This window comes from Paraconexibacter sp. (genome assembly GCF_041602235.1).
GTDB lineage: Bacteria > Actinomycetota > Thermoleophilia > Solirubrobacterales > Solirubrobacteraceae > Paraconexibacter.
The window spans coordinates 1-23,647 of record NZ_JBFIGP010000034.1 but is presented as its reverse complement, the minus strand read 5'-3'; the positions used below and the strand labels follow the sequence as shown (position 1 = coordinate 23,647).

23 protein-coding genes are annotated in these 23,647 nt (G+C 72.7%); 20 read left to right on the top strand and 3 right to left on the bottom strand.

Annotated elements, in window-relative coordinates; all coding sequences use genetic code 11:
• Positions 1 to 164: 164 nt before the first annotated feature.
• The gene (locus ABYE80_RS04830) at positions 165 to 1,760 is read left to right on the top strand and encodes an aldehyde dehydrogenase (protein ID WP_372789116.1); all 1,596 of its coding nucleotides are present in this window, start codon (positions 165 to 167) and stop codon (positions 1,758 to 1,760) included.
• 16 nt (positions 1,761 to 1,776) lie between these two features.
• Here the strand turns inward: ABYE80_RS04830 and ABYE80_RS04825 are convergent, their stop codons facing one another.
• Entirely contained in the window at positions 1,777 to 2,604 is an 828-nt protein-coding gene (locus ABYE80_RS04825; protein WP_372789115.1) for an oxygenase MpaB family protein, read from the bottom strand.
• 35 nt (positions 2,605 to 2,639) lie between these two features.
• Here ABYE80_RS04825 and ABYE80_RS04820 point away from each other — a divergent pair, with 35 nt between their 5' ends.
• From ABYE80_RS04820 to ABYE80_RS04760, 13 genes are all read left to right on the top strand, one after another.
• Entirely contained in the window at positions 2,640 to 3,386 is a 747-nt protein-coding gene (locus ABYE80_RS04820; RefSeq protein ID WP_372789113.1) for a bifunctional precorrin-2 dehydrogenase/sirohydrochlorin ferrochelatase, read from the top strand.
• Complete coding sequence (gene moaC, locus ABYE80_RS04815) at positions 3,383 to 3,859, top strand: cyclic pyranopterin monophosphate synthase MoaC (RefSeq protein ID WP_372789111.1); 477 nt, start codon at positions 3,383 to 3,385, stop codon at positions 3,857 to 3,859. Before ABYE80_RS04820 ends, moaC begins: the two co-directional genes overlap by 4 nt.
• Before the next feature lie 33 nt (positions 3,860 to 3,892).
• Positions 3,893 to 4,387, top strand: a complete 495-nt coding sequence (locus ABYE80_RS04810) for a molybdenum cofactor biosynthesis protein B (protein ID WP_372789110.1) — start codon at positions 3,893 to 3,895, stop codon at positions 4,385 to 4,387.
• The gene (locus tag ABYE80_RS04805) at positions 4,377 to 5,072 is read left to right on the top strand and encodes an ABC transporter ATP-binding protein (RefSeq protein ID WP_372789118.1); all 696 of its coding nucleotides are present in this window, start codon (positions 4,377 to 4,379) and stop codon (positions 5,070 to 5,072) included. Before ABYE80_RS04810 ends, ABYE80_RS04805 begins: the two co-directional genes overlap by 11 nt.
• Positions 5,069 to 5,770, top strand: coding sequence for a heme exporter protein CcmB (locus tag ABYE80_RS04800; protein ID WP_372789108.1), 702 nt, complete (start codon positions 5,069 to 5,071; stop codon positions 5,768 to 5,770). Before ABYE80_RS04805 ends, ABYE80_RS04800 begins: the two co-directional genes overlap by 4 nt.
• A 50-nt stretch (positions 5,771 to 5,820) precedes the next feature.
• On the top strand, positions 5,821 to 6,567 hold the full coding sequence (ccsA, locus tag ABYE80_RS04795) for a cytochrome c biogenesis protein CcsA (protein ID WP_372789107.1): 747 nt from the start codon (positions 5,821 to 5,823) through the stop codon (positions 6,565 to 6,567).
• On the top strand, positions 6,564 to 6,773 hold the full coding sequence (locus tag ABYE80_RS04790; RefSeq protein WP_372789105.1) for a heme exporter protein CcmD: 210 nt from the start codon (positions 6,564 to 6,566) through the stop codon (positions 6,771 to 6,773). The genes ccsA and ABYE80_RS04790 overlap by 4 nt, the downstream gene beginning before the upstream one ends.
• Complete coding sequence (gene hemA / locus ABYE80_RS04785) at positions 6,770 to 8,128, top strand: glutamyl-tRNA reductase (RefSeq protein WP_372789103.1); 1,359 nt, start codon at positions 6,770 to 6,772, stop codon at positions 8,126 to 8,128. The genes ABYE80_RS04790 and hemA overlap by 4 nt, the downstream gene beginning before the upstream one ends.
• Positions 8,125 to 9,012, top strand: a complete 888-nt coding sequence (gene hemC, locus ABYE80_RS04780) for a hydroxymethylbilane synthase (RefSeq protein WP_372789101.1) — start codon at positions 8,125 to 8,127, stop codon at positions 9,010 to 9,012. Before hemA ends, hemC begins: the two co-directional genes overlap by 4 nt.
• Positions 9,009 to 10,499: a uroporphyrinogen-III C-methyltransferase gene (cobA, locus tag ABYE80_RS04775; protein ID WP_372789099.1), complete on the top strand. Its 1,491-nt coding sequence runs from the start codon at positions 9,009 to 9,011 to the stop codon at positions 10,497 to 10,499. The genes hemC and cobA overlap by 4 nt, the downstream gene beginning before the upstream one ends.
• A 299-nt stretch (positions 10,500 to 10,798) precedes the next feature.
• A complete protein-coding gene (locus ABYE80_RS04770) occupies positions 10,799 to 11,599 on the top strand; it encodes an S-adenosyl-l-methionine hydroxide adenosyltransferase family protein (RefSeq protein ID WP_372789097.1) in 801 nt (266 codons plus the stop codon).
• A 2-nt stretch (positions 11,600 to 11,601) separates the two neighbouring features.
• Positions 11,602 to 12,351 (top strand): biotin--[acetyl-CoA-carboxylase] ligase, encoded by a 750-nt coding sequence (locus ABYE80_RS04765; protein WP_372789095.1) that lies wholly within the window; start codon positions 11,602 to 11,604, stop codon positions 12,349 to 12,351.
• Positions 12,352 to 12,360: 9 nt separating this feature from the next.
• Positions 12,361 to 12,552, top strand: coding sequence for a hypothetical protein (locus ABYE80_RS04760; RefSeq protein WP_372789093.1), 192 nt, complete (start codon positions 12,361 to 12,363; stop codon positions 12,550 to 12,552).
• 30 nt (positions 12,553 to 12,582) lie between these two features.
• Here ABYE80_RS04760 and ABYE80_RS04755 read toward each other — a convergent pair whose 3' ends face one another.
• Positions 12,583 to 15,765 (bottom strand): DEAD/DEAH box helicase, encoded by a 3,183-nt coding sequence (locus ABYE80_RS04755; RefSeq protein WP_372789091.1) that lies wholly within the window; start codon positions 15,763 to 15,765, stop codon positions 12,583 to 12,585.
• 189 nt (positions 15,766 to 15,954) lie between these two features.
• On the opposite strand from ABYE80_RS04755, the gene ABYE80_RS04750 reads away from it, so the two are divergent.
• Positions 15,955 to 16,551: a TlpA family protein disulfide reductase gene (locus tag ABYE80_RS04750; RefSeq protein ID WP_372789089.1), complete on the top strand. Its 597-nt coding sequence runs from the start codon at positions 15,955 to 15,957 to the stop codon at positions 16,549 to 16,551.
• A 59-nt stretch (positions 16,552 to 16,610) separates the two neighbouring features.
• Positions 16,611 to 17,660 (top strand): cyclopropane-fatty-acyl-phospholipid synthase family protein, encoded by a 1,050-nt coding sequence (locus tag ABYE80_RS04745; RefSeq protein WP_372789087.1) that lies wholly within the window; start codon positions 16,611 to 16,613, stop codon positions 17,658 to 17,660.
• Between the two features lie 4 nt (positions 17,661 to 17,664).
• Here the strand turns inward: ABYE80_RS04745 and ABYE80_RS04740 are convergent, their stop codons facing one another.
• Positions 17,665 to 18,453 carry a DUF1295 domain-containing protein gene (locus tag ABYE80_RS04740; protein ID WP_372789086.1) on the bottom strand — a complete coding sequence of 263 codons (789 nt, stop codon included), beginning with the start codon at positions 18,451 to 18,453 and terminating at the stop codon, positions 17,665 to 17,667.
• An 82-nt stretch (positions 18,454 to 18,535) separates the two neighbouring features.
• On the opposite strand from ABYE80_RS04740, the gene ABYE80_RS04735 reads away from it, so the two are divergent.
• The 4 genes from ABYE80_RS04735 (at position 18,536) to ABYE80_RS04720 (ending at position 23,503) form a co-directional block, all read left to right on the top strand.
• A complete protein-coding gene (locus ABYE80_RS04735) occupies positions 18,536 to 20,194 on the top strand; it encodes an acyl-CoA synthetase (RefSeq protein ID WP_372789084.1) in 1,659 nt (552 codons plus the stop codon).
• Between the two features lie 177 nt (positions 20,195 to 20,371).
• Positions 20,372 to 21,565, top strand: coding sequence for a lipid-transfer protein (locus ABYE80_RS04730; protein WP_372789083.1), 1,194 nt, complete (start codon positions 20,372 to 20,374; stop codon positions 21,563 to 21,565).
• Positions 21,566 to 21,570: 5 nt separating this feature from the next.
• Positions 21,571 to 22,740, top strand: a complete 1,170-nt coding sequence (locus ABYE80_RS04725; protein ID WP_372789081.1) for an acyl-CoA dehydrogenase family protein — start codon at positions 21,571 to 21,573, stop codon at positions 22,738 to 22,740.
• A 37-nt stretch (positions 22,741 to 22,777) separates the two neighbouring features.
• The gene (locus tag ABYE80_RS04720) at positions 22,778 to 23,503 is read left to right on the top strand and encodes a TetR/AcrR family transcriptional regulator (RefSeq protein WP_372789080.1); all 726 of its coding nucleotides are present in this window, start codon (positions 22,778 to 22,780) and stop codon (positions 23,501 to 23,503) included.
• Positions 23,504 to 23,647 lie beyond the last annotated feature (144 nt).

The window sequence follows — 23,647 nt, the reverse complement described above, 5'->3', positions numbered from 1 at the left end:
GCGGGAGACGATCGTCGGGTGGGCCGCCGCGGAGCGCGGAGCGACGGACCTCGACCTCGTGCTGGCCGACGAGGCCGTGACGCCCGGGATCGGCGACCTCCTCCGTGGGGCTCTCACCGCCCACGTGCGTACCGCAGCCTGAGCCGCGCTGACAGAATCGGCGCATGGCCGACGCCGCCGCGCCCCCCGAGACGACGCTGGAATCGCAGAGCCCGGCGACCGGTGAGCCCCTGGGCACCGTGCCGACCACGCGCGCCGGCGACGTCGCCGACGTCGTCCGCGGCGCGGCGAACGTGCAGCGGCTGTGGGCGCAGCTGCGCATCCGCGACCGCGCCCGGTACATGGAGCGGGCCGCCCAGGCGGTGATCGACGAGTCCGCCGACCTCGCGGACCTCCTGTGCCGCGAGCAGGGGCGTCCGCGCGCCGAGGTGGAGCTGATGGAGATCCTGCCCGCCGTCGAGACGTTGCAGTGGCTGGCGGAGACGGGCCCCGGCATCCTCGCCGGTGACCGCGCCCCCCTGTCGCGTGTCCTGCGCCCGTTCACGCGCGCGCGGTGGTCCTACGAGCCGCTGGGCGTCGTCGGCGTGATCGGTCCCGCCACGGAGCCGTTCGCGACCCCGCTCGGCGATGTCGCGGTGGCCCTGATGGCCGGGAACGGCGTCGTCTTCAAGCCCTCCCCGCACGCCTGCCTGGCCGGCGAGCGCGTCGCGCGCGTGTTCGAGCGCGCCGGGCTGCCCGAAGGCCTTCTGCGCGTGATCCACGGGCACGCGGACGTCGGCGGCGCGCTCGTCGAGGCCCCGGTCGCGCAGATGCGCTTCACCGGGTCGCTCACGGCGGGCCGGAGCGTGGGCGAGGCCTGCGCTCGCGGCCTCAAGCGCAGCGTGCTCGAGCTCGGCGGCAAGGACGCGGCCATCGTCTGCGCCGACGCGAACGTGGACCGGGCGGCCCACGGCGCGGTCTGGGGTGCGTTCGCCAACGCCGGGCAATCGGGCGGCAGCATCGAGCGCGTCTTCGTCCAGCAGGAGGTCAGCGAGCGGTTCCTGCGCACGGTCCTCGCCGCGACGACGGCCCTCGTCGTCGGGGACCCCCGCGCCGAGTCCACGCAGATCGGCCCGCTCGTGGGTCGCGAGCGCGCCGAGCGCGTCCAGGGCCTGCTCGACGACGCGGTCGCGCGTGGCGCGGTCCTGCACACGGGTGGCCCGGTCTCGGTCGACGGCCTCGCCGGAGCCTTCGTCGCCCCCGCGATCCTCACCGGCGTGACGCCGGCGATGCGCATGTGGCGCGAGGAGGTGCCGGGGCCGGTCCTGTCGATCACCGTCGTGGACTCCGAGGAGGAGGCGATCGAGGGCGCGAACGACTGCGAGCTGGGCCTCGGCGCGTCGGTGTGGACGGTGGACAGGTACAAGGGCGCCCGGATCGCCCGCGAGCTGCAGGTCGGCATGGTCTGGATGAACGACCACATGGTGTCGCGCAGCGCGCCGCAGATCCCCTGGGGCGGAGTGCGCGGCAGCGGCATCGGACGCTCCCGCGGCGCGATCGCCCTGCGCACCTGCGCCGAGCCGAAGGTGGTCACGTGGGACCCCCCGCACGGCCGTCCGTTCTGGTGGTTCCCCTACGACCGGCAGGTCACCCGGGCGGCGCGAGCCATCACCGAGGCGCGCTCGCAGCGGGACAGCGACCGCGATCGCGCGCTGCGGCAGGGGACCCTCCCGGCGCTCCGGGTCGTGGCGCGGGTCGTCCGGTCGCTGCGCGACCGCTGATCGCGCGCCGCGGCCTTCAGGCCGCGAGGGCCGTGCGTGCGCTGGGCACCAGGCGCAGGCGGTCGGGCAGCAGCGGGACCAGGACACGCTTGGCGTACTCGGCGCCGCCTCGCAGCGCGACCGCGCGGGCCGGGTCCCAGCGCAGCCCGTACATGCGCCGCACGCGGGCGGGCAGCCAGCCGACCGTGACGGTGTTCCCGAGCTCCACGAGCGGCCTGGCCAGCAGCCGCACGGGCGGGTTCAGCACGATCTCGCGCCCGAGCTCTCGGGCCTTCTCCGTCACGAACAGCTCCTCGGAGGCCAGCATGGTCGCCATGTACGCGTCGAAGTCCTCCACGGTCCTGGGCATCGCCGCCTCGGGGATGCCGAAGCACGTCCCGATGACCCGGTAGTCCTGCCAGTACCGCTCCCGCTCCTCGTCGGTGAGCGACGCGACGCAGCGCTCGTACACGAGCAGCGCCGAGTCGACCAGCGAGGCGAGGATCCACAGGAGCAGCTCGGGGTCGTCCGCCCGGTACGGCGTCCCGGCCGGGAACGCTCCTGCCGCCGCGGGGATCGTCCCCGTGGCCTCGCGGTGCATCGCCCGCACGCGCTCGAGCATGGCGTCCGCCCGGTGCCGGGACCCCCAGGCGATGGTGTCCAGGACCAGCCCCGCCCGGCGCAGTCGCTCGTAGGGCTCGTCGAGGGACCCGGTGGACATGAAGAACCCCTCGAAGGCCACGGGGTGCGCCGCCATCAGGAGCAGCGAGCGACCCCCGCACAGCGCGACGATCTGCTCGCGGTGGACCCGGCGGATCATCGCGTCGTCGTCGAAGTAGGTGTCCCGAGGCGCCGTGCGAGTCATCTCCGAGGGATACGTGCGAGTACCCTGGACTGACCATGCCTGCCGCCGCCTACGCCGGGAAAGAGTGCGTCTGCCAGTTCAAGCGCGGGATCTGCGACCAGACCTGCGTCAAGGACATGCTGGCCACGCCGTTCTACATCGCCTGCCTGAAGCTGAAGGGGCGTCGCTGCGTCGTGATCGGGGGCGGCGCCATGGGCCTGGAGAAGACCGAGGGCCTGCTCGCCTGCGACGGCGACGTCACCGTCATCGCCCCCGAGGCCGGACCGGAGCTGGAGGAGATGGCCCGCGAGGGGTCGATCCGTTGGGAGCCACGCGAGTACGCGGGTCCCGAGGACCTCGAGGGCGTCTTCATCGTCATCGCCTGCACCGACGACACGGAGACGAACATCCGTATCTACGAGGACGCCGAGAAGCGCGCGATGCTCGCGAACATCGTCGACGTCCCGCCGCTGTGCAACTTCATCCTCCCCGCGCTCGTCCGGATGGGCCCGCTGGCGATCGCCATCTCCACCGCGGGCGCGTCACCCGCGCTGGCGAAGCGGATGAAGCGGGAGATCGGCGAGCTGTTCGGCTCCGAGTACGAGACGCTCGCGATCATGCTCAACGACGTCCGTGGCTGGGCCAAGGGCACCCTGCCCACCTACCAGGACCGCAAGGCCTTCTTCGAGGAGATCGTGAACGGCGACCCCGACCCGATCGCGCTCCTGCGGGCGGGCGACACCGACGGCGTCCGCGCGCTGATCGCCGCAGCGCAGCAGGCGCACACGCCGACCACCGCGTGAGCGATCTGACCCACCTCGACGCCGACGGCACCGCGCGGATGGTGGACGTCGGCGCGAAGCCCGTCACCTCGCGACGGGCGGTCGCGCGCGCGGTCGTCCGCATGACCCCGCAGACCGCGGCGCGGGTCGCGGCCGGGGACGCCCCGAAGGGCGACGTCCTCGGCGTCGCCCGGATCGCCGGCATCCAGGCCGCCAAGCGGACCGGCGAGCTGATCCCGCTCTGCCACCCGATCGGGCTGGACCACATCGAGGTCGAGGGCGTGATCGATGCCGCCGCGGGCACCGTGACGCTGACCACGACGGCCGCCGTCACCGCGCGCACCGGCGTCGAGATGGAGGCCATGACGGCTGCCGGCGTCGCGGCGCTGACCGTGTACGACATGGTCAAGGGGATCGACAAGGGCGTGGAGATCGCCTCCGTCGTCCTGCTGGAGAAGTCCGGCGGTCGCAGCGGCACGTGGACGCGGGCCTGAGCGCCTACGGGCGCACCGGCTAGCCTGCCCGCGATGCGGACCGCCCTGTTGACCATCTCGACCTCCGTCGCGAACCGGCGCAGCGAGGACGCGGGCGGCCCGCGGCTGGCCCACCTCGCGGAGCAGGCGGGCGCCGTGGTGGACGCCATGGAGGTCCTTCCCGACGACCTCGCGCTCATCGAGGACCGGCTGCACCACTACGCGGAGGCCGGGTTCGACCTCGTCCTCACCACCGGCGGCACGGGTCTCACCCCGGACGACGTGACGCCGGAGGCCACGCGCGCCGCGATCGACCGGGAGGTGCCGGGGATCGCCGAGGCGCTGCGTGCCGCGTCGCTCGCGCACACGCCGATGGGCATGCTCTCGCGCGGCGTCAGCGGGCTGGTCGGAGGCACCCTCGTGATCAACCTGCCGGGGAGCCCGAAGGCCCTCGACCAGCTGTTCCCGGTCCTGACCCCGGTGCTCCGGCACGCTGTCGCGACCGCGCAGCGGGAGGGCGGTCGGGACCGCGGTGGCCATGGGGCCTGAGGACGCCGACCCCGCGCTCGTCCTGGACGGCCTGGTGCGCCGCTTCGGCGAGCGGACCGTCCTGCACGACGTGACGCTCACGCTCGGGCGCGGCCGGACGCTCGTCGTCTTCGGTCCCAACGGCGCGGGCAAGTCCACGCTCCTGCGGGTGCTCGCGACGCTGCTGCGGCCCCACCGGGGTCGGGTCCGCATCCTGGGCCAGGACCTGCCCGACCAGGCGTGGGCCGTCCGCGGGCGCATCGGCCTGCTGACCCACGAGCCGCTGCTCTACCGCGACCTCAGCGCCCGCGAGAACCTCCGCTTCCACGCCCGGCTCCACGGGGTCCCGGCGGCGCGGGTCGAGGAGCTCCTGGAGGCGGTCGCGATGCGGCTGCGTGCGGACGACCCCGTCCACACCTACTCGCGCGGCATGGTCCAGCGGATCGCCGTCTGCCGCGCGGTGCTGCACGACCCGGAGGTGCTCCTGCTCGACGAGCCGCGGGCCAACCTCGACCCGGCCGCCTCCGAGCTGCTCGAGCCGCTGATCGGCCGGGCGTCGGGCCGGACGCGGATCATCACCAGCCACGACCCGGCCGGCGGCCTGGCCGAGGGCGACCTCGCCCTGGGCCTGAAGCGCGGCAAGCAGGCGCTGCTGCGCCCCGTCGGGGACGTGTCGGTCGCCGAGATCGGAGCGCTGTACCGGTGAGCGCACCGCGCACCACGTCGACACGCGCGGCCGTCGGCGCCCTGCTGCGCAAGGAGCTGCTGCTGGAGCGCAAGGTCCCCCAGCTCATACCCGCCATGGCGCTGTTCAGCGTCGTGACGTTCGTGGTCTTCCACTTCGGGCTGCAACGGCGGGTGCTCGAGGGCGAGCTGGCCGCCGGCGTGCTGAGCGTGACGCTGCTGTTCGCCGCGATGCTCGGCGCGAACCGGCTGTTCGTCGCCGACAAGGAGGAGGGCGGCTTCGACGCGCTGCTGCTGGCGCCCGTCGACCGAACCGCCCTGTTCATCGCCAAGGTCATCGCCTTCCTGGCGTTCCTCGTGCTGCTGGAGATCGTGATGGTGCCGGCCTTCGCGATCCTGCTGCTCGGCCCGACGCCCTCGGCGGCGGAGCTGGCCCAGCTCGTCGCGATGCTCGCCCTGGCCGACATCGGCATCGCCATCATCGGCACGCTGGTCGGGGCCCTCTCGATCCAGACCCGTGCCCGCGACCTGATCCTGCCGCTCATCGCCCTGCCGCTGCTCGTGCCGGTGATCATCTGCCTGGCGCGGGGGATCGCGCCGCTCCTGGCGGACACGGGCGCCGCCACGCTGGCGGGTCGGTGGCCTGCGGTCCTCGGGCTCTATGATCTGATCTTCGGCCTTCTCGCCTACGCGGTGTTCGACTTCCTCCTGGACGACTGACCACCACCGACGCGGGTCGGCCCCGGTCCGTCCCGACCGCCTCCACCCGCATGTACGGCACCCGTCTGCGCCCCCTGTCCACCGCCACCGTGTTCGCCCTGCTCGGCGCGTTCGCGCTGGCCGCCTGGTACGCCCCGATGGACGCCGACCAGGGCTTCACGCAGAAGATCATCTACGTCCACGTGCCGCTGGCGATCGTGACCCTGTGCGGCTTCGTGTTCGGCGGGATCATGGCGATCAAGCACCTGCGCACCCGCGATCCCCGCTACGACCTGCGCAGCTACACGGCGATCCACGTGGCCCAGATCTTCGGGGTCGGCGCGTTGATCACCGGGATGATCTGGGCGCGGGCCTCCTGGGGCGTCTGGTGGGAGTGGCGCGAGGCGACCCTCGTCAGCTTCCTCATCGTCTTCCTGCTGTTCGCGACCTACCAGCCGCTGCGCTTCTCGATCGAGGACCCGGAGCGCCAGGCGCGCTACGCCTCGGTGTTCGCGGTCACCGCGGGGGCGTTCGTCCCCGTCAACTTCCTGGCCGTGCGCCTGGCGGACGCCTACATCCACCCACGCGTCCTGACGACCTCCGGCAGCGGCCTGACCGCCGAGATGTCCGTCGCCTTCTTCGCCTGCGTCGCCGCCATGGCCCTCTTCTACGTGACCATGTGGCGCTTCGAACTGGCCCACAAGCACACGCGCTTCCAGCTGCGCGCCCTGCGCCGCAAGCTCGGCGGTGACGAGATCGCCTACGGGCGCTCGGCCGCTCCCCAGATGCTCGACTCCGACCTCCCGGCCCCATCGTGAACGACGTCCTCCCTGACAACGCCGGCTACGTCGCCGCCGCCTACCTCGTCTTCCTGGCGCTGCTGATCATCTACTTCGCGATCACGGCCATCCGCGTGTCGCGGCTGGAGCGCGAGCTGCTCGATCTGCACCGGATCGTCGACGAAGGCCGTGCCGCCGAGCGCGATCCGGCCCACGACGACGCGGCCACCAGCGTGGGCTCATGAGCGAGATCCTCGCCCTCGGGGTCTCCTACAAGACCGCCCCGGTCTCCCTCCGTGAGCGCCTCGCCCTCACCGAGGCGGCGGCCGGCCGGTTCGTGCAGGACCTCATCGAGGGCGGGGACGTCTCGGAGGCGGTGGCGATCTCGACGTGCAACCGCACCGAGTTCTACCTCGTGGTCTCCGACGCGGTCGCTGCCGAGGTGGCGCTGCTCTCCCAGATCGCCCGGGCGACCGGCATGCGCCCAACCGAGCTCTCCGCGGTGGTCTACGCGCCGCGCAACTGCGACGCCGCCCGTCACCTGTTCCGCGTGTGCAGCGGCCTGGAGTCGATGATCGTGGGTGAGGCCGAGGTCCAGGGGCAGGTGAAGCGCTCCTACGAGGCGGCGCTGGCGGCCGGCACGACCGGCCCGCTGACGAACCGGCTGTTCACCGCGGCGCTGCAGACCGGGAAGCGCGTGCGGACCGAGACGCAGATCGGGTCGTCGCGTACGAGCGTGTCCTCCGTCGCGGTCGACCTCGCCCGCGACGCGGTCGGCAGTCTCGAGTCCCGGGACGTCGTGATCATCGGCGCCGGCGAGACCAGTGAGCTCACCGCGAAGGCGTTCGCCCACCACGGCGTCAGCGCGATGTTCGTGGCGAACCGCCATGCGGACCGCGCGCGAGCCCTCGCCAACGCCGTCGGCGGGAGCGTCGTCTCGCTCGACGAGCTGCCCGAGCGGCTCGGGCGTGCCGACATCGTCGTGTCCTCCACGTCGTCGCCCCACCCGATCGTCGGCGTGGACGAGCTCGAGCTGGTCATGACCGAGCGGGGCGGCCGCCCCCTGGTCCTGATCGACATCGCGGTCCCGCGGGACATCGAGCCGGCGTGCGCCGACCTGCGCGGCGTGACGCTCTACGACATCGACGACCTGCAGCGCGTCGTGAGCGGCAACCTCTCGGTCCGCGAGAAGGAGCGCGACGCCGCCATGAACATCGTGGAGGAGGAGATCCGGCGCTTCGCGGGCTGGATGGGCCAGCTCGACGTGCTGCCGACGATCGCCGCACTGCGCAAGCAGGCCGGGACCATCGCCGAGCAGGTGCTGGCGGAGAACGAGGGCCGCTGGGAGACCGCCTCGCCCCGGGACATCGCCCGTGTCGAGGCCGTGGCCCGCGCGATCGTCCAGCGCGTCCTGCACGAGCCGACCCTGCGGATCAAGGCCCTGGCCGACGCGGACGTCGAGACGCCCGGACACGGGCGCCTGGAGATCGTGCGCGAGCTGTTCGGCCTGCGGAGCGGGTCGCACGGCGGCCGGGACGAGGACGATCGTCCCGCGGTCGCGGAAGTCCGCTCGCTGCCGCGGCGCGGCGGCGGGTCGTGAGGCTCGGCACCCGCGCGAGCCCGCTCGCGCTCGCCCAGGCACGGCATGTCGCGGACCTCCTCGGGTCTGACGTGGAGCTCGTGGAGATCACCACGACCGGGGACCGCGACCGCGCGGCGCCCGACAAGGAGAAGTGGGTCAAGGAGCTCGAGGTCGCGCTGCTCGACGGCCGGATCGACGCCTGCGTGCACTCCGCCAAGGACGTCCCCACGACGCTGCCCGACGGGCTGGTGCTCGCCGGGTTCCCGGCCAGGGGGGACGCACGCGACGCGCTGTGCGGCGCGGGCGGCCTGGACGACCTGCCCGACGGGGCTCGCGTCGGCACCAGCAGCCTCCGCCGCGCCGCGCTGCTGCGCGCGCAGCGACCCGACCTGCGGATCGTCGAGGTCCGGGGCAACGTGGGTACGCGGCTGAAGACGCTGGACGCGGGGGAGGTGGACGCCCTCGTCCTCGCCGCCGCCGGCCTGATCCGGCTCGGCCTCTCCGCGCGGATCAGCACGCTGCTCGATCCCGGGCGCAGTGTCCCGGCTGCCGGCCAGGGCACGCTTGCGCTCGAGTGCCGGGCCGGGGACGAAGCCGCGATCGCTCGCCTGGCGCAGCTCACGGACCCCGAGACGGGCATCACGCTGGCGGCCGAGCGTGCCGCGGTACGGGCGCTGGGAGCGGACTGCCACAGCGCGGTGGGCGCGCACGCCACCGTCGTCGACGACACGCTGACGCTGACCGCCTGGGCCGGGCGACCCGACGGGACCGCCTGGGTGCGCGACTCCCAGGCCGCGGCCGATGACGAGGCGCCCGAAGCGCTCGGGCACCGCGTCGGTGGGCGCCTGCTCGCCGCGGGCGCCCGCGAGCTGCTGAGCACCCCGACCGAGGGCGCGGCGTGAACACGGCGGCCGCCGGAACGGTCTACCTCGTGGGCGCCGGACCGGGCGACCGGGGGCTGATGACGGCCCGGAGCCTGGAGCTCATCGCGAGCGCCGACGTGATCCTGTACGACAAGCTCATCCCGGAGGACGCGCTCGCCGGGGCCCGTCCGGATGCCGACCTGGTGGACGTGGGCAAGATCGGTGGGGGCAAGCAGGTCCCGCAGGACCTCACCACCGACATGGTCGTCCAGCACGCGCGGGCCGGGCGGTCCGTCGTGCGGCTCAAGGGCGGGGACCCCTTCGTCTTCGGGCGAGGCGGCGAGGAGGCCCAGGCCTGCCGCGCGGCCGGGATCCCGTTCGAGGTGGTCCCCGGGGTGACCGCAGGGGTCGCCGCCCCGGCCTACGCCGGGATCCCGGTGACGCAGCGCGGCGTGTCCCCGGCGGTGGCGTTCGTGACCGGACACGAGGATCCGGCGAAGCCCGAGACCCAGATCGACTGGCCGGCCCTCGCCGCGTTCCCCGGCACCCTGGTCTTCTACATGGGCGTCCGTCAGCTCCCCCGGATCAGCGAGCAGCTGATCGCGGGAGGTCGTCCCGCCTCGCAACCGGCCGCCGTCGTCCAGCGCGGCACCTACGGCGACCAGCGGTCCCTCGTGACGACGCTCGGCGCGCTGCCGTCCGACGCACGCGCCGCGGGCGTCAAGGCTCCGGCGATCACCCTCATCGGGGACGTCGCGGCGCTCGGCGACGAACTCGCGTGGTTCGCCGACGCGCGTCCGCTCGCCGGCGTCAGCGTCGCCGTGACGCGGGCGCGGGCGCAGGCCAGCGCGATCGGCGCCCGCCTGCGCAGCCTCGGCGCGTCGGTGGTCGAGGCGCCGACGATCCGGACGGTGCCGCTGGACTTCGAGCTGCCCGACCTCGCCGACCGCGATCTCGTGGTGTTCACCTCCCCGACCGGCGTGGAGCGCGTGTTCACCGCGGCCCGCGACGCGCGCGCCCTCGCGGGGCCGACCATCGTCGCGATCGGCCCGGGCACCGCCGCCGCGCTGCGTGCCCACGGCGTCGATCCCGACCTGGTGCCGGAGCGCTCGGCCTCCGAGGGCGTCATCGAGTCGATCGCCGACCGCACCTTCTCGCGCGCCGTGATCGTCCGGGCGCTGGAGGGTCGTGCCCTGCTCCTGGACCATCTGCGTGAGCGCGGCGTGGACACGACGCTGGTCGCTCCGTACCGCACGGAGCCCGCCGTCCTGGACCCCGAGCTGCGGGACGCGGCGCTGGCGTGCGACTACGCCCTGTTCGCCTCCGGCTCGTCCGTGCGCTCGCTCCACGAAGCGGCCGGCGGATCCCTGGAAGGGCCGCGCGTGGTCTCGATCGGCCCGGCCACCTCGGCGGTGCTGCGCGACCTGGGGGTCGAGCCCGCGGTCGAGGCCGGCACGCACACGCCGGACGGCCTGCTCGAGGCGCTCGCGGTGGACGTCGCGGCGCGACGCGCAGCCGGGGGCTGAACCGCCTGATCGGGGGGTGCGAACCCCGCCGAACCGAGTGCCGACGCGCCAGCTTGGTCCTCCGCGTGAAAACTCCTGAACCATCGGGTACCTATCGAGTTGTAGGTGTTGGCCGGGAACTGCTGACCCCCCTCGGCCACCCCATGCGTACTGCGGTCTTGGAACCTCCGCGCGTACGTGCGTAACGGGATGTCAGCGGCCGCGCTCCGGGACTGGACCCTCGAAGCGCGGCCGCTCCCGTCTCCTGCGCGCCGCCCCCCGCATCCCGCCATCTCCGCGCGACTAGGATCGACGGGGGCATGGCTCCTTCGGTCCTCACCTTCCTGTCGGACTACGGCACCGACGACGACTTCGTCGGCGTCTGCCACGGCGTCATCGCCTGCGCCGCGCCGGAGGTGCGCGTCCTCGACGTCACCCACGGCGTCCCGCGCCACGACGTGAGGACGGGGGCCATCGTCCTGCGCCGAGCGCTGCCCTACTTCCCCGCCGGCGTGCACCTCGCGGTCGTCGACCCGGAGGTCGGCACGGAGCGGCGCGCGGTTGCGTTGCGCTGCGCGGACGAGGACCGGGTGCTCATCGGCCCCGACAACGGCCTGCTCTCGCTCGCCGCCCAGCGGTTCGGCGGCGTCGTCGAAGCGGTGGACGTGACGCGCTCCCCGCATCGCCGTGAGTCGGCCGCTGCCACCTTCCACGGACGCGACGTGTTCGCCCCCATCGCCGCTGCGCTCGCCACCGGCGCACTGCTGGCAGGGGCCGGCGAGCCTCTCGATCCCGACGAGATCGTCCGGCTGCACATGCCGCTCGCCGAGGTCGACGGGGACGAGCTCGTCGCCCACGCGATCGCGTTCGACCGCTTCGGCAACGTGACGCTCGACGTCGAGCACGAGGAGCTGACCGGCTCGGGCCTGCGGCTCGGGACCCCGGTCCGCGTCAACGGCACCGACGCCCGGTACGCCGTGACGTTCGCCGACGTCGAGCCCGGCGAGCTCCTGCTCTACGAGGACGCGTACCGCACGCTCGCCCTGGCGGTCAACCGCGGCTCCGCACGCGACGCGCTCGGGCTGGGGCTCGACGCCGAGGTGCGGATCTCCCCGGCCTGACGGTGTCGGGCCTCGGGCACCCGCGCCTGCACCTGCGGACGACCACGTCGACCAACGACCGCGCACGCGAGCTCGCCGCAGGCGGCGCGCCCCACGGAACCACCGTCACCGCCGCGGCGCAGAGCGCGGGGCGAGGGCGCCAGGGACGGACCTGGGCCGCGCCGGCCGGACACGCACTGCTGGTCAGCGTCGTGGTGCGTGGCCGCGGCGAGAGCTTCGGGTTGCTGCCGCTCGTCGCCGCGGTCGCGGTCGCCGAGGTCGCCGGCCCCGAGGCCCGCATCAAATGGCCCAACGACGTCCTGCTTCCCGGACCGTTCCCGGGAGCGCCCGGCACCGACAGTGAGGCCGGCCCCGGCCGCAAGGTGGCGGGGATCCTGTGCGAGGGGCGACCTCAGGACGGCTGGGCGGTCGTCGGCGTCGGCGTCAACGTCGCGGTGCGGCTCGAGGACCTGCCGCCCGAGCTCCACGCGACGGCCGCCACCCTGGGCCGTGAGCCCGGCGACGTCGAGCGCGTCCTGCACGACCTGCTGGACACCCTGGACCGCGCCCTGGCCCTGCCGACGGACGACCTGCTGGAGGCCTGGCGTGCGCGCGACGGGCTGCGCGGACGCACCGTGACCTGGTCGGGCGGCACGGGCACCGCGGCGGGGATCGACGGGGTCGGTCGTCTCGTCGTCGAGCTGACGGGGGGTGGCCGAACCGCACTCGACAGCGGAGAAGTCCACCTCGGCGGCCTCGGCACCGCTCGCTAACGTGACCGCATGGACCTCAAGAGGCTGATCGGAAAGGCGAAGAGAACCGCCGAGGACACGCTCGACAAGCGGGGAGGCAAGGACGCCCTCAAGGAGGACTTCCGTGAGCTGAAGGACATCGCTGCCGGCGAGGGCAGCGTGAAGGACAAGGCCAAGCGGGCCGCCGACGCCGTGAAGGAGCCGGGCACGACGAAGCACTGAGGGTCCCCGCCCAGCGGGAACCCGACGGATTCAGCCGCGCTCGGCGGCCTCGGCCGCCTTGCGTGCCGCGTTGGCCTTGCGCGTCGCCGCCGCCTTCTTGGCCGCGGCCGAGCGCTTGGCGCGCAGCGCCTCGGCGTCGGAGACCGGCGCGGCCGTGTCCGTCGCGGTCTCGGGCGCCCGCGACCGCGCGGCCGACGACCCGGTGCGGGTGCGCTTCTTCGCCCCCGCCGCCTGCTGCTCGGCGTCGTCGCTCGGAGCGTCCGGCGCCGTGGTCTCGGTCGACTGCTCCTTCTGCCCGGGGCGCGCGGCCGCACGCTTGCGAGCGGCACCCGAACGACGGCTCGACCGCTTCTTGGGGGCCGGCTTGTCGTCCTCGGCCGGGGTGATCGTCACCGTGCGCAGCGCGACCGGCCGCTGCACGACGGTGCCGTCCGCGACCCGCGTCGGGCGATCGTCGTCGTCCTGCTCCTCCGCGGCGTTCGTGACGCGCTCCGGACGGCGTGCGCGCCGTCGCGCGGAGGTCCCCTCCGGGGACTGGTCCTCCGGCGAGCCGTCCTCGACCGCGCCGTTGCCGCTGCGGCCCTCCGGCCGGCCGACCGGGGCCGCTCGGGCCTGCTCGAGCGCGGCGACGGCACCCGCGATCGCGTCGACGGCCTCCTCCTCCAACTGCCCCTCCGCGGCCTTGCGGTTGCGGCTCTTCGCCGCGATCGCCACCTGCTTGGCCGCCTCGTCGCCGGCCGCGGCGCCCGCGCCCTTCTTCTTGCGACGCCGCCGGCCGCGCTTGGCCTTCGGGAAGTTCCGCAGCAGCTCTCGGGAGAGGGCACTGGGCTTGCGGGCCATCCGGGTCCGCGCGTCGCGCAGCACGGACTCGGCCTCGGGGGTGTGCGCCACGGCGGCGGCCAGCAGCGCGGCGCTGAGGCGCCGGTCCTTCGTCTTGGCGACCTGGACGAGCCGTCTGGCGTTGCGCGCGTGCGCGCCGCCCGCGGAGTTCACCAGCAGGCCCAGCAGGCGCTTGGTCTCCGGCCAGCGCTGCACGGCGTACTCCTCGTGCAGCTCGCGGGTGTACTCCGCGAAACGCCAGATCCAGGCGTTGGCCTGATCCCTGCGCCCGATGCGCTTCTCGGTGAGCGCCTGGAGCATGACCTTCGCCCCTTCGCGCCGTTCGTCGCGCGGCCAGGTCCCGATGACGTCGTGGGCACGGTCGAAGGCCTCGGGGTCGCGCGCGGCCGCGATCTCCTGCAGGGCGCGGATGCGCAGCTGCGAGGTGCGGTTGCGCTCCACCGCCGTGATCAGGAAGCGGCGCTTGAGCTCACCGGTCTTGTCGAAGTGCAGCATCGCCCGGGCGCGGCGCCAGCCGCTGGGGGCCACGCGGGCTCCCGCGAGGGCCGCCCACATGTGCTGCTCACCCCAGTCGAGGTGCTCGACCGCGATCCGCCACAGCTCACGCTCGAAGACCTCGTGACGGCGCTCCTCCTCCGCGCACACGGGGATGACGCGCCGCTCGACGCGCACCCTCCGCCCACGCCCGCGCCGGACCGGCCCGACGACGATCGCGCCGCCGCGGTAGACGTCGCGATCGAGGAGCGAGTGCAGGGTCACCACGGGGTCGTCGTGCCGCGTGGCGGGGTGGACGAAGTCGACGACGACACCCGCCTCCTTGCCGGGATGACGCCGGGTGACGCGGCCCACGCGCTGCTGGTAGATCCGCTTGGAGGCCGTCGGCGCGAGGTGCATGCACACGGTCGCCCGCGGGGAGTTCCACCCCTCGGCGAGAAGCTGCGCGTTGACGAGCACGTCGATGTCACCACGCTCGTAGCGCGCGAGGATCTCCGCGAGGTCGCGCTTCTTGGTCTCGCCCGAGACCGCCTCGGCCTTGATGCCCTCCTCGCGGAACGCCTCCGCCACGTTGTACGCGTGACGCACGCCGGCCGCGTACACCACGCCGGGAACGCCGTTGAACCGGGTCTTGTAGAGGTTCGCGATCGCGAGGTTGAACGGCAGCTGGTCGAGCAGCTCGGCCAGCATCTCCTGGTCGAACTCGACATCGACGTCGCCCTTGCGCAGGGGGACCTTGGCGATGGTCTTGACGCCGGCGCCCGGCGGGATGCGCAGGCAGCGCAACGGCGCGATGACGCCACGGCGGGCGGCCTGCGCCAGGTCGAACCGCGAGGTCTGCGTCGGGAACAGGTCGGTGACGTGACGGGCGATCAGGGCCCCCGTCGCGGTCATGCCGACGAAGACCGGACCGGTCCACTCGCGGATCGCCTGAGAGGTCTTCTCCCCCAGGGCGGTGTGCGCCTCGTCGCAGATGACGATCGTGTAGGCGGGAGAGATGCGCCCGGCGTTGCGCACGAACCACTGGTAGGTCTCGACGGTGACCGGGCCGTCGTCGCGGTCCATGCCCTCACCGTCCAGCAGCGGCGGCGACTCGCGATCCCCGTACCCCCGCGTATGGAGCTCGCCGAGGAACTGGTCGACCAGGTTGCGCCGGTGGGTCAGGATCAGGACGCCGCCGGTCCGCGACGCGTCGACGAACCCCATCGCGGCGACCGTCTTGCCGGCGCCGGTGGCGTGCTCGAACCAGAAGCGCTTGTGGGCGTTGGGGTCGTCGGCGGCCGCGCGATCGATGTCCGCGTCGACGTCCTCGTCGTCGTCCTCATCCTCGTCGTCGTCGGACTTCTCCGTCGCGGTGTCCTCGTCGTCCTCGTCGAGCGCGAAGTCGTCGTCGATCTCGAAGGCGTCGATCTCCTCCTCGAGCGCCGCGTCCTGCGCGTCGGCCTCGGCGTCGGGCGTCTCCTCGATCGCCAGGACGGGGGCTGCCTGAGGATGGCGTTCGTCGTCCTCGACGTCCTGGCCGTTCCCCTGCGCGGTCGCGAGCAGCGCGGTGAGGGTGCCCGCCAGCGCGTCCACCTGATGGGGGTTGAGGAGGGTGCCGTCGGCGAGCGTCGGCTCGTCCTCCGAGAGCACGCGCTCGAGTCCGAGCAGCAGCGAGTACCGGCGGCGCCACTTCGTCGACGGGACCTTGCGGCCGGCGTCGACCTCCGCGATCGCCGCCTCGAGCGCCCGGCGGCGGGCACCACCGGGGGCGAGCGCGACCGCAGGGTCCTCGCCCTCGTGCACGAAGCGCTCGCGGGTGAGCTTCTCCGCCTCCGCGATGCGCTCGGGAGCAGGTAGGGCAGCGGCCTGGTCGGCCACGGTCGTGGAGTCAGCCATGGGCGGCTTCAAAAAGGGTGCTGAGAGAGGCCGCGGAGGGCGATGGGTTCGCCAGACGGCCAGGGAACGGACCCGGTGTACGACCCGGTGGGCGGACGAAGGAACGACTCTGCCGTGCCCCTCGCGCCGCGGTGCCAACAACGATACCGCACATGGGGTCCCGAGCAGACGGTCTGCGATCCTGCGTGCATGAGGAAGCTCGTGTGGATCGGCGCCCTGGCCGCCCTGGTCGCCGCGCTCGTCGTCGGTCTGTCGCAGAGCTCGTCGTCCTCCTCGGATGCCGGAGTGCCCGAGTTCTCGATGTCCCGCGGCGAGGTGGCGAAGGCGCTGGCCGGCGCGCCGGGGCCGCTGGCGGCCGTGCACGCGGACGCGGGCCGGCTGATCGGCGGCGGGGTGGACGCGTTCAACACGCGGCTGTCCGAGCTCAAGGGGTACCCCGTCGTCGTGAACAAGTGGGCCTCGTGGTGCGGTCCCTGCCGTGTCGAGTTCCCGGTGTTCCAGCAGGCCTCGGTGGACCTCGGCAAGCGGGTGGCGTTCCTGGGCATGAACTCCGGCGACAACCGCGATCAAGCGGCGGACTTCCTGCGCGACTACCCGGTCCCCTTCCCGAGCTACCTCGACCCCAACGAGAAGATCGCGCTCGACGCGGGCGTCGCGGCCGCCTACCCCTCGACCGTGTTCTACAACGCCGCGGGCGAGCGGACCTTCGCCCACCAGGGGCAGTACCGCGACCTCGAGGATCTGCGCGAGGACATCGACCGCTACGCGTTCGAGACGACCGGCTGAGCCCGGCGCCGCCACGGTCGCTGAACCGCGGCGCGCCACCCTTCGTAGAACGGAGCGACATGGCTGCTCCGACCGATGCCCGCCAATACCGACTGCTCGACCTCGCGCTCGAACGCGACGTCGTCCCGGACGCGGTCCTGCGCGCCGGCTCGCGCTGGGGCGCACGCGACCGCCTGCGCCGGGAGCGCCGCGGCGGGGTCGAGGCACAGGAGCAGCGCCTGCGCGAGCTCCTGGAACGCAAGTCGAGCGGTCCGATCGCCGAGGCCACCGAGGCGGCCAACGAGCAGCACTACGAGCTGCCGGCCGACTTCATCGGGCTGATCCTCGGTCCGCGGCGCAAGTACTCGGGGTGCCTGTGGGCCGAAGGGGTGCAGGACCTCGCCGGCGCCGAGGAGGCCATGCTGCGGCTGACCTGCGAGCGGGCGCAGGTCCAGGACGGCATGGAGATCCTCGACCTCGGGTGCGGTTGGGGGTCGCTGTCCCTGTGGCTGGCCGAGCAGTACCCGAAGGCGCGGATCGTCGGGGTCTCCAACTCCGCCGGCCAGCGCGAGCACATCGAGGCGGTGGCCGCCGAGAAGGGCCTCGACAACCTCGAGATCCTCACCTGCGACGTCAACGTGTTCGACACCCAGCGGCGCTTCGACCGGGTCATGTCGATCGAGATGTTCGAGCACATGCGCAACTGGAAGACGCTCCTGGCCCGCGTGCGCTCGTGGCTGGAGCCGGGCGGGAAGCTGTTCGTGCACGTGTTCAGCCAGCGGCAGGTGCCGTACCAGTTCGAAGGCACCTGGGCCGCCGAGCGGTTCTTCACCGCGGGACTGATGCCCTCGCACGAGCTGCTCCTGCACTTCCAGGACGACATGGTCGTCACGGACCGCTGGGCGGTCGACGGCACCCACTACGCCCGGACCCTCGTGGCGTGGCTGGCGAACCTCGACGCCCGCCGCGACGAGGCGCTGGAGGTGCTGGAGCGCGTGTTCCCCGCGCGCGAGGCGCGGCGGGTGCTGGGCGGCTGGCGCCTGTTCCTGATCTCGACCGACGAGATCTGGCGGTGGCGGCGCGGCGACGAGTGGCTGGTCAGCCACTACCTGCTCGAGCCGCGACGCTGAGCCGTCAGGTCTTCCGCGCGAGCGGCGACTTCGGCGGCGCCGGGAAGAACCCGCTGGTCCGGCGCACGTACTCCTCGTAGCCCGGACGACGCTTGCCGATCGTCTTCTCGAGACGGTCCTTGCCGGACGTCCGCATCAGCAGCTGCGTCATCACCAGCGGGCCGATGACCGCCCACCAGGCACCCGCCTGCAGCGCCACCAGGTAGATCCCCCACCAGACGCAGAAGTCGCCGAAGTAGTTCGGATGGCGGGTGTAGCGCCACAGCCCGCGATCCATGACCTGACCCTCGTTGGCGGGGTCGGCCTTGAAGCGGGCGAGCTGCGCGTCCCCGACCGCCTCGAAGAACAGGCCGATCGCCCACAGCGCGACGCCGATCCAGGTCAGCAGGCCCAGCCCGCCGTCCTGGACCGCCGCGCCGGTCACCGGCAGCGACACGACGAGCACGAGGACGCCCTGGAGTCCGAACACCATGCCGAGGCTGACCAGCGGGAAGGCGTCGCCGTGCTTCTCCCGCATCTCGACGTAGCGGTAGTCCTCCCCGCTCTCGCGCAGCTTGCGCAGCGTCAGGTAGCCACCGAGCCGCAGGCCCCAGAGCCCGACGAGCACGGCGATGAGCGTGCGCCGGCCTTCATCGCCGTCCCCGGCCAGGAGCGCGACCACCGCGACGACCACGTAGGCGTAGCCCCAGATCGGGTCGACGATCGAGACGTCCTTGATCCGCAGGGACACGAGCCAGGCGCCGACCATGAGGACGGCGAGCGCACCGGCGCACGCGAGCAGGACGGTCGTCATGGACGCATCATGCCCCGGATACGCGCGGTTGACGCAAACGGGATCACGACTGTGCCGGTCGAGCGCTCGGTATCTTCGCGCGATGGCCGTCACCGACTTGCTGACCTCCGTCCCGGGGCGGGCGTCGAAGCTCGCCACCCGCATCGGACACGAGCTGTACTACGCGAACGTCTGTCGCGAGGCCGGGATCATCCATCTCGAGCCGCCGCACCGCACGGCGCGCACGCTCAAGGCCCTGGCGACCTGGGGACCCATCGGCGGGGCGCTGGCCTCGGCCGCGGCGCGCAGCCCGCACAGGACCGCGATCATCGACGAGCGCGGGTCGATGACCTACGGCGAGTTCGACCGGGCGGTCAACGCGGTGGCGAACCACTGGCTGGCGCGCGGGTTCCGGGCGGGCGACGGCCTGGCCCTGCTGGCCCGCAACCACCGCGGGTTCCTGATCGCGATGTTCGCCGGAGCGAAGATCGGCGCGAAGGTCGTGCTGCTCAACACCGACTTCGCCGGACCGCAGATCCGTGAGGTGGCGGGCCGCGAGGGCACCGACCTCCTGGTGCACGACGACGAGTACACCGCCTTCCTCGAGGGCCTCGAACCCCGCCTCGGCCGCGTGCGGGCCTGGACCGACGAGCCGGGCGACGACACGATCGACGCGATCGTCGCCCGCGGGTCCTCGGCCCCGCCCCCGAAGGCCGGCGGCGCCGCCAAGCTCATCGTCCTCACGAGCGGCACGACGGGCACGCCGAAGGGCGCTCCCCGATCCACGCCGAAGTCGCTGATGGCTCCCGGCTCGCTCTTCAGCAAGGTCCCGTTCCGGGGCCAGGAGGTGACGGTCATCGGGCCGCCGCTCTTCCACGCGCTCGGCCTGGCGCACGCGGTGGGGGCCGTGGGCCTGGACTCGGCCGTCGTACTGCGGCGGAAGTTCGATCCCCTGACCTTCCTCGAGGACATCGCCACGCACCGCGCGAGCGCGGCCATCGTCGTCCCGGTGATGCTCACGCGGATCCTCGAGATCGACGAGCGGGAGCGCAACCGCCTGGACCTGTCGGCGCTGCGCATCATCTTCGTCGCCGGCTCGCAGCTCGGCGGGGACCTGTGTCGCCGCACGATGGCCGCCTTCGGGGACGTCGTCTACAACCTCTACGGGTCGACGGAGGTCGCCTACGCGACCATCGCGACTCCCGAGGATCTGCGGATCGCCCCCGACTGCGTCGGGCGCTCGCCCCGCGGCACGACGGTGCGGCTGTTCGACGACGCGGGTCGCGAGATCACCGAGACGGGCGTCACCGGCCGGATCTTCGTGAGCAACGGCTTCGAGTTCGAGGGCTACACCGGCGGCGGTCACAAGGAGGTCATCGACGGCCACATGTCGACCGGCGACGTCGGGCACTTCGACGAGGGCCGCCGGCTCTTCATCGACGGCCGGGACGACGACATGATCGTCTCGGGCGGCGAGAACGTGTTCCCCGGGGAGATCGAGGAGCTGCTGCATGACCACCCGGCGATCGCGGAGGCCTCGGTCATCGGGGTCGACGACGAGAAGTTCGGCAAGCGGCTGAAGGCCTTCGTGGCCCTGATGCCCGGCGAGACCTCCGACGAGGAGCAGCTCAAGAGCTACGTCCGCGAGAACCTCGCGCGGTACAAGGTGCCCCGCGAGATCGTCTTCCTGGACACCCTGCCGCGCAACCCCACCGGCAAGGTGCTGAAGCGCGAGCTGGCGGCGATGGACGGCGGCGGCTGACGAGCACAGGGGCAACCTCCTTCGCGAACTCGGTGGACGAGACCATCCCATCCGGGGTTTCGTCCACCGAGTTCGGGAGGTGGGGCGAGGCGGAGACCCCGCGGAGGTCCTTACCTAGCGCGCGTTCGGTTTGTGTACCCTTCGCCGCTCGCCACCCGCAGGAGAGGACTCGACCTGATGCCCGACCGCACCTTCGTCATCGGTGTCGGCATGACGCCGTTCAGCAAGCCCGGAACCAAGGACGGCGACTACCCGGACTGGGTCAAGGAGGCCGGGCAGGCCGCCCTCGCCGACGCGGGCGTGCCGTACTCCGCGATCCAGGAGGCCTACGCGGGCTACTGCTACGGCGACTCGACCGCCGGCCAGCGCGCCATCTACGGCCTCGGCCTGACCGGCATCCCCGTCGTCAACGTCAACAACAACTGCTCCACCGGCTCCAGCGCGCTCTACCTCGCGCGCCGCGCGGTCCGCAGCGGCATGAGCGACTGCGCGCTCGCCGTCGGCTTCGAGAAGATGGAGCGAGGGTCCCTCGGCACGAAGTACACCGACCGCACCAACCCGATGGACAAGCACGTGGTCGCCCTCGGAGAGCTGCGCGAGTGGGAGCAGGCGCCGTTCGCCCCCCAGATGTTCGGCATGGCCGGCCGGGAGCACATGGAGCGGTACGGCTCGACGCCCGAGCACTACGCGTGGATCGGCTGGAAGAACCACAAGCACTCGGTGAACAACCCGTACGCGCAGTTCCAGACCGAGTACTCCCTGCAGGACATCAAGGACGCGCAGGAGATCTACGCCCCGCTGACCAAGCTGCAGTGCTCGCCCACCTCCGACGGCGCCGCGGCGGCGGTCGTCGCGTCCGAGCGCTTCGTCGACGAGCACGACCTGTGGGACCGAGCGATCGAGCTTGCCGGTCAGGCGATGGTCACCGACGTCCCGGAGACCTTCAGCGAGCGGTCGGCGATCACGCTCGTCGGCGGTCGCATGAGCGCCCGCGCCGCGCGGCAGGCGCTCGAGGAGGCGCAGGTCGGCATCGACGAGGTCGACGTCGTCGAGCTGCACGACTGCTTCAGCGCCAACGAGCTGATCACCTACGAGGCGCTCGGCCTCGCCGCCGAGGGCGAGGGCCACACGCTCGTCGACGCCCAGGCCACGACCTACGGCGGCGACGGCCCGGTCGTCAATCCCTCCGGAGGCCTCATCTCCAAGGGCCACCCGCTCGGCGCCACGGGCCTCGCCCAGTGCGCCGAGCTGACCTGGCAGCTCCGCGGCACGGCGGACGACCGCCAGGTCGCCGAAGCGACCACCGCACTGCAACACAACATCGGCCTCGGCGGCGCCGCCGTCGTCGGCATCTACCGAAAGGCAGCCTGACACCCATGGCCACGGCCACCCCCCGCGCGACGAAGCGCGAGCTGTTCGACGACGAGCACCACGCCTACCGCGAGAGCTACCGGACGTTCCTGTCGCGGGAGGTGCTCCCGCACTACAAGGAGTGGGAGCAGGCGCAGATCGTGCCGCGCGAGCTCTTCACCAAGTGCGCCGAGCACGGCTTCCTCGCCATGGAGGTCCCCGAGCAGTACGGCGGCAACGGGATCGACGACTGGCGGTTCAACGTCGTCCTCGGCGAGGAGGCGGCGCTGAGCGGCGTCGGTGACGCCATGGGCGGGCCGCTGCTGCACACCGACGTCGTGCTGCCCTACCTGATCGCCTCGGCCGACGAGGCCCAGAAGGAGCGGTGGTTCCCGGGCATCGCCTCCGGCGAGCAGATCCTCGCGATCGCGATGACCGAGCCGGGCACCGGGTCCGACCTCGCGGGCATCAAGACGCGTGCCCGCAAGGACGGGACCGACTACGTCCTCAGCGGCGCGAAGACCTTCATCACCAACGGCATCAACGCCGATCTCGTGATCGTCGCCGCGCGCACGAGCGACGACCGGCACGGCGGCCTCTCCCTGTTCGTGGTCGAGCGCGGGATGCCCGGGTTCGAGCGCGGCAAGCAGATCGAGAAGGTCGGGCAGCACGCGTCCGACACGGCCGAGCTGTTCTTCGAGGACGTCCGGCTCCCGCAGGAGAACCTGCTGGGCGCCGAGGGCTCGGGCTTCCTGCAGCTCGTGTCGCGACTCGTCCCGGAGCGGCTGACGCTCGCGGTCACGTCGATGGCTGGCGCCGAGGCGGCCTTCCAGATGACCCTCGACTACGTCAAGGAGCGCAAGGCGTTCGGGAAGCCGATCGGCGCCTTCCAGAACACGCGGTTCGTCATGGCCGAGCTCAGGACCGAGATCGAGATCTCGCGGGCGTTCGTCGACCGGACGGTGCAGCGCTACGTCGACGGCACCTGCACGATCGAGGAGGCCGCCATGGCGAAGTACTGGACCACCGATCTGCTCTGCAAGGTCGCCGACCACGGCGTCCAGTTCCACGGCGGCTACGGGTACACGACCGAGTACCCGATCAGCAAGGCCTGGGTGGACTCGCGGATCACGAAGATCTACGCGGGCACCAACGAGATCATGAAGGAGCTCATCGGCAAGACGATGGGCCTCTGAGAGCGGCTGGGACGGCTTCCTCTGGCATCCTGCCCGCATGACCCGATCACCGCGCGACGACCCGAAGCGCGCCGTCGCGCGGTCCGGCAAGGCCGCGGTGCAGGCGGCTCGGCCGGCGAGGACCGGGGAAGCCCTTGCTCCTGACGGGGACGCCGGGAGACCCCGGCGGACCCAGGAGCAGCGGACCGCGGAGACCCGCGCCAAGCTGCTCGACGCGACGATCGAGAGCCTCCTCGACGTCGGCTACGCCGCGACCACGACACGCCGGGTTGCCGAGATCGCGGGCGTGTCGCAGGGGGCGCAGACCCACCACTTCCCCTATCGGGTCGACCTCGTGACGGCCGCCGTGCAGCGGCTCGCCGACCAGCGCATCGCGGAGATCGGCACCTCGGTGCCGGACCTCCCACCGGATCCGCGCGAGCGCATCACGGCGCTGCTCGACGGCATGTGGCGGGACTACTCCAGCGACGTCTTCACCGTGTTCGTGAAGGTCTGGGTGGCCGCCGCCGACGACCCGGAGCTGAGCGCCCGCCTGATCCCGATCGAGCGCGAGCTCGACCGGTCCATCGCCCGTCTGGTCGCCGAGCTCATCGACGGCCTCGACACGGCCGAGGACATCGCCGAGCGTCTGACGACGGTGCTGGCGACCATGCGCGGCCTGGCGCTGACGCACCGGTTCGAGCCGCGGACCGCCCCGCGCGACCTGTGGTCCGAGGCGCAGCCCGTGCTGACCGAGCTGCTGCTGCGCGGGCTGCGGGACTGACCTCCCGGGCCGGCAGCGAGCCGACCGCGACGCCGGTCGCCGCGTAGCCTCATCCCGGTGCCCGAGATCCGCATCGACGCGCTCACCGGCCTGAGGACCATCGTCGCCCCCGACCGCGCGACGCGCGGCGGGTCGGGCACGGGG

What these genes read in the sequence shown, in the direction of transcription:
- ABYE80_RS04830 (WP_372789116.1), top strand. Translation starts at nt 165, where the DNA reads ATGGCCGACGCCGCCGCGCCCCCCGAGACGACGCTGGAATCGCAGAGC.
- ABYE80_RS04825 (WP_372789115.1), bottom strand. Translation starts at nt 2,604, where the DNA reads ATGACTCGCACGGCGCCTCGGGACACCTACTTCGACGACGACGCGATG.
- ABYE80_RS04820 (WP_372789113.1), top strand. Translation starts at nt 2,640, where the DNA reads ATGCCTGCCGCCGCCTACGCCGGGAAAGAGTGCGTCTGCCAGTTCAAG.
- ABYE80_RS04810 (WP_372789110.1), top strand. Translation starts at nt 3,893, where the DNA reads ATGCGGACCGCCCTGTTGACCATCTCGACCTCCGTCGCGAACCGGCGC.
- ABYE80_RS04805 (WP_372789118.1), top strand. Translation starts at nt 4,377, where the DNA reads ATGGGGCCTGAGGACGCCGACCCCGCGCTCGTCCTGGACGGCCTGGTG.
- ccsA (WP_372789107.1), top strand. Translation starts at nt 5,821, where the DNA reads ATGTACGGCACCCGTCTGCGCCCCCTGTCCACCGCCACCGTGTTCGCC.
- hemA (WP_372789103.1), top strand. Translation starts at nt 6,770, where the DNA reads ATGAGCGAGATCCTCGCCCTCGGGGTCTCCTACAAGACCGCCCCGGTC.
- ABYE80_RS04770 (WP_372789097.1), top strand. Translation starts at nt 10,799, where the DNA reads ATGGCTCCTTCGGTCCTCACCTTCCTGTCGGACTACGGCACCGACGAC.
- ABYE80_RS04760 (WP_372789093.1), top strand. Translation starts at nt 12,361, where the DNA reads ATGGACCTCAAGAGGCTGATCGGAAAGGCGAAGAGAACCGCCGAGGAC.
- ABYE80_RS04755 (WP_372789091.1), bottom strand. Translation starts at nt 15,765, where the DNA reads ATGGCTGACTCCACGACCGTGGCCGACCAGGCCGCTGCCCTACCTGCT.
- ABYE80_RS04750 (WP_372789089.1), top strand. Translation starts at nt 15,955, where the DNA reads ATGAGGAAGCTCGTGTGGATCGGCGCCCTGGCCGCCCTGGTCGCCGCG.
- ABYE80_RS04745 (WP_372789087.1), top strand. Translation starts at nt 16,611, where the DNA reads ATGGCTGCTCCGACCGATGCCCGCCAATACCGACTGCTCGACCTCGCG.
- ABYE80_RS04740 (WP_372789086.1), bottom strand. Translation starts at nt 18,453, where the DNA reads ATGACGACCGTCCTGCTCGCGTGCGCCGGTGCGCTCGCCGTCCTCATG.
- ABYE80_RS04735 (WP_372789084.1), top strand. Translation starts at nt 18,536, where the DNA reads ATGGCCGTCACCGACTTGCTGACCTCCGTCCCGGGGCGGGCGTCGAAG.
- ABYE80_RS04730 (WP_372789083.1), top strand. Translation starts at nt 20,372, where the DNA reads ATGCCCGACCGCACCTTCGTCATCGGTGTCGGCATGACGCCGTTCAGC.
- ABYE80_RS04725 (WP_372789081.1), top strand. Translation starts at nt 21,571, where the DNA reads ATGGCCACGGCCACCCCCCGCGCGACGAAGCGCGAGCTGTTCGACGAC.
- ABYE80_RS04720 (WP_372789080.1), top strand. Translation starts at nt 22,778, where the DNA reads ATGACCCGATCACCGCGCGACGACCCGAAGCGCGCCGTCGCGCGGTCC.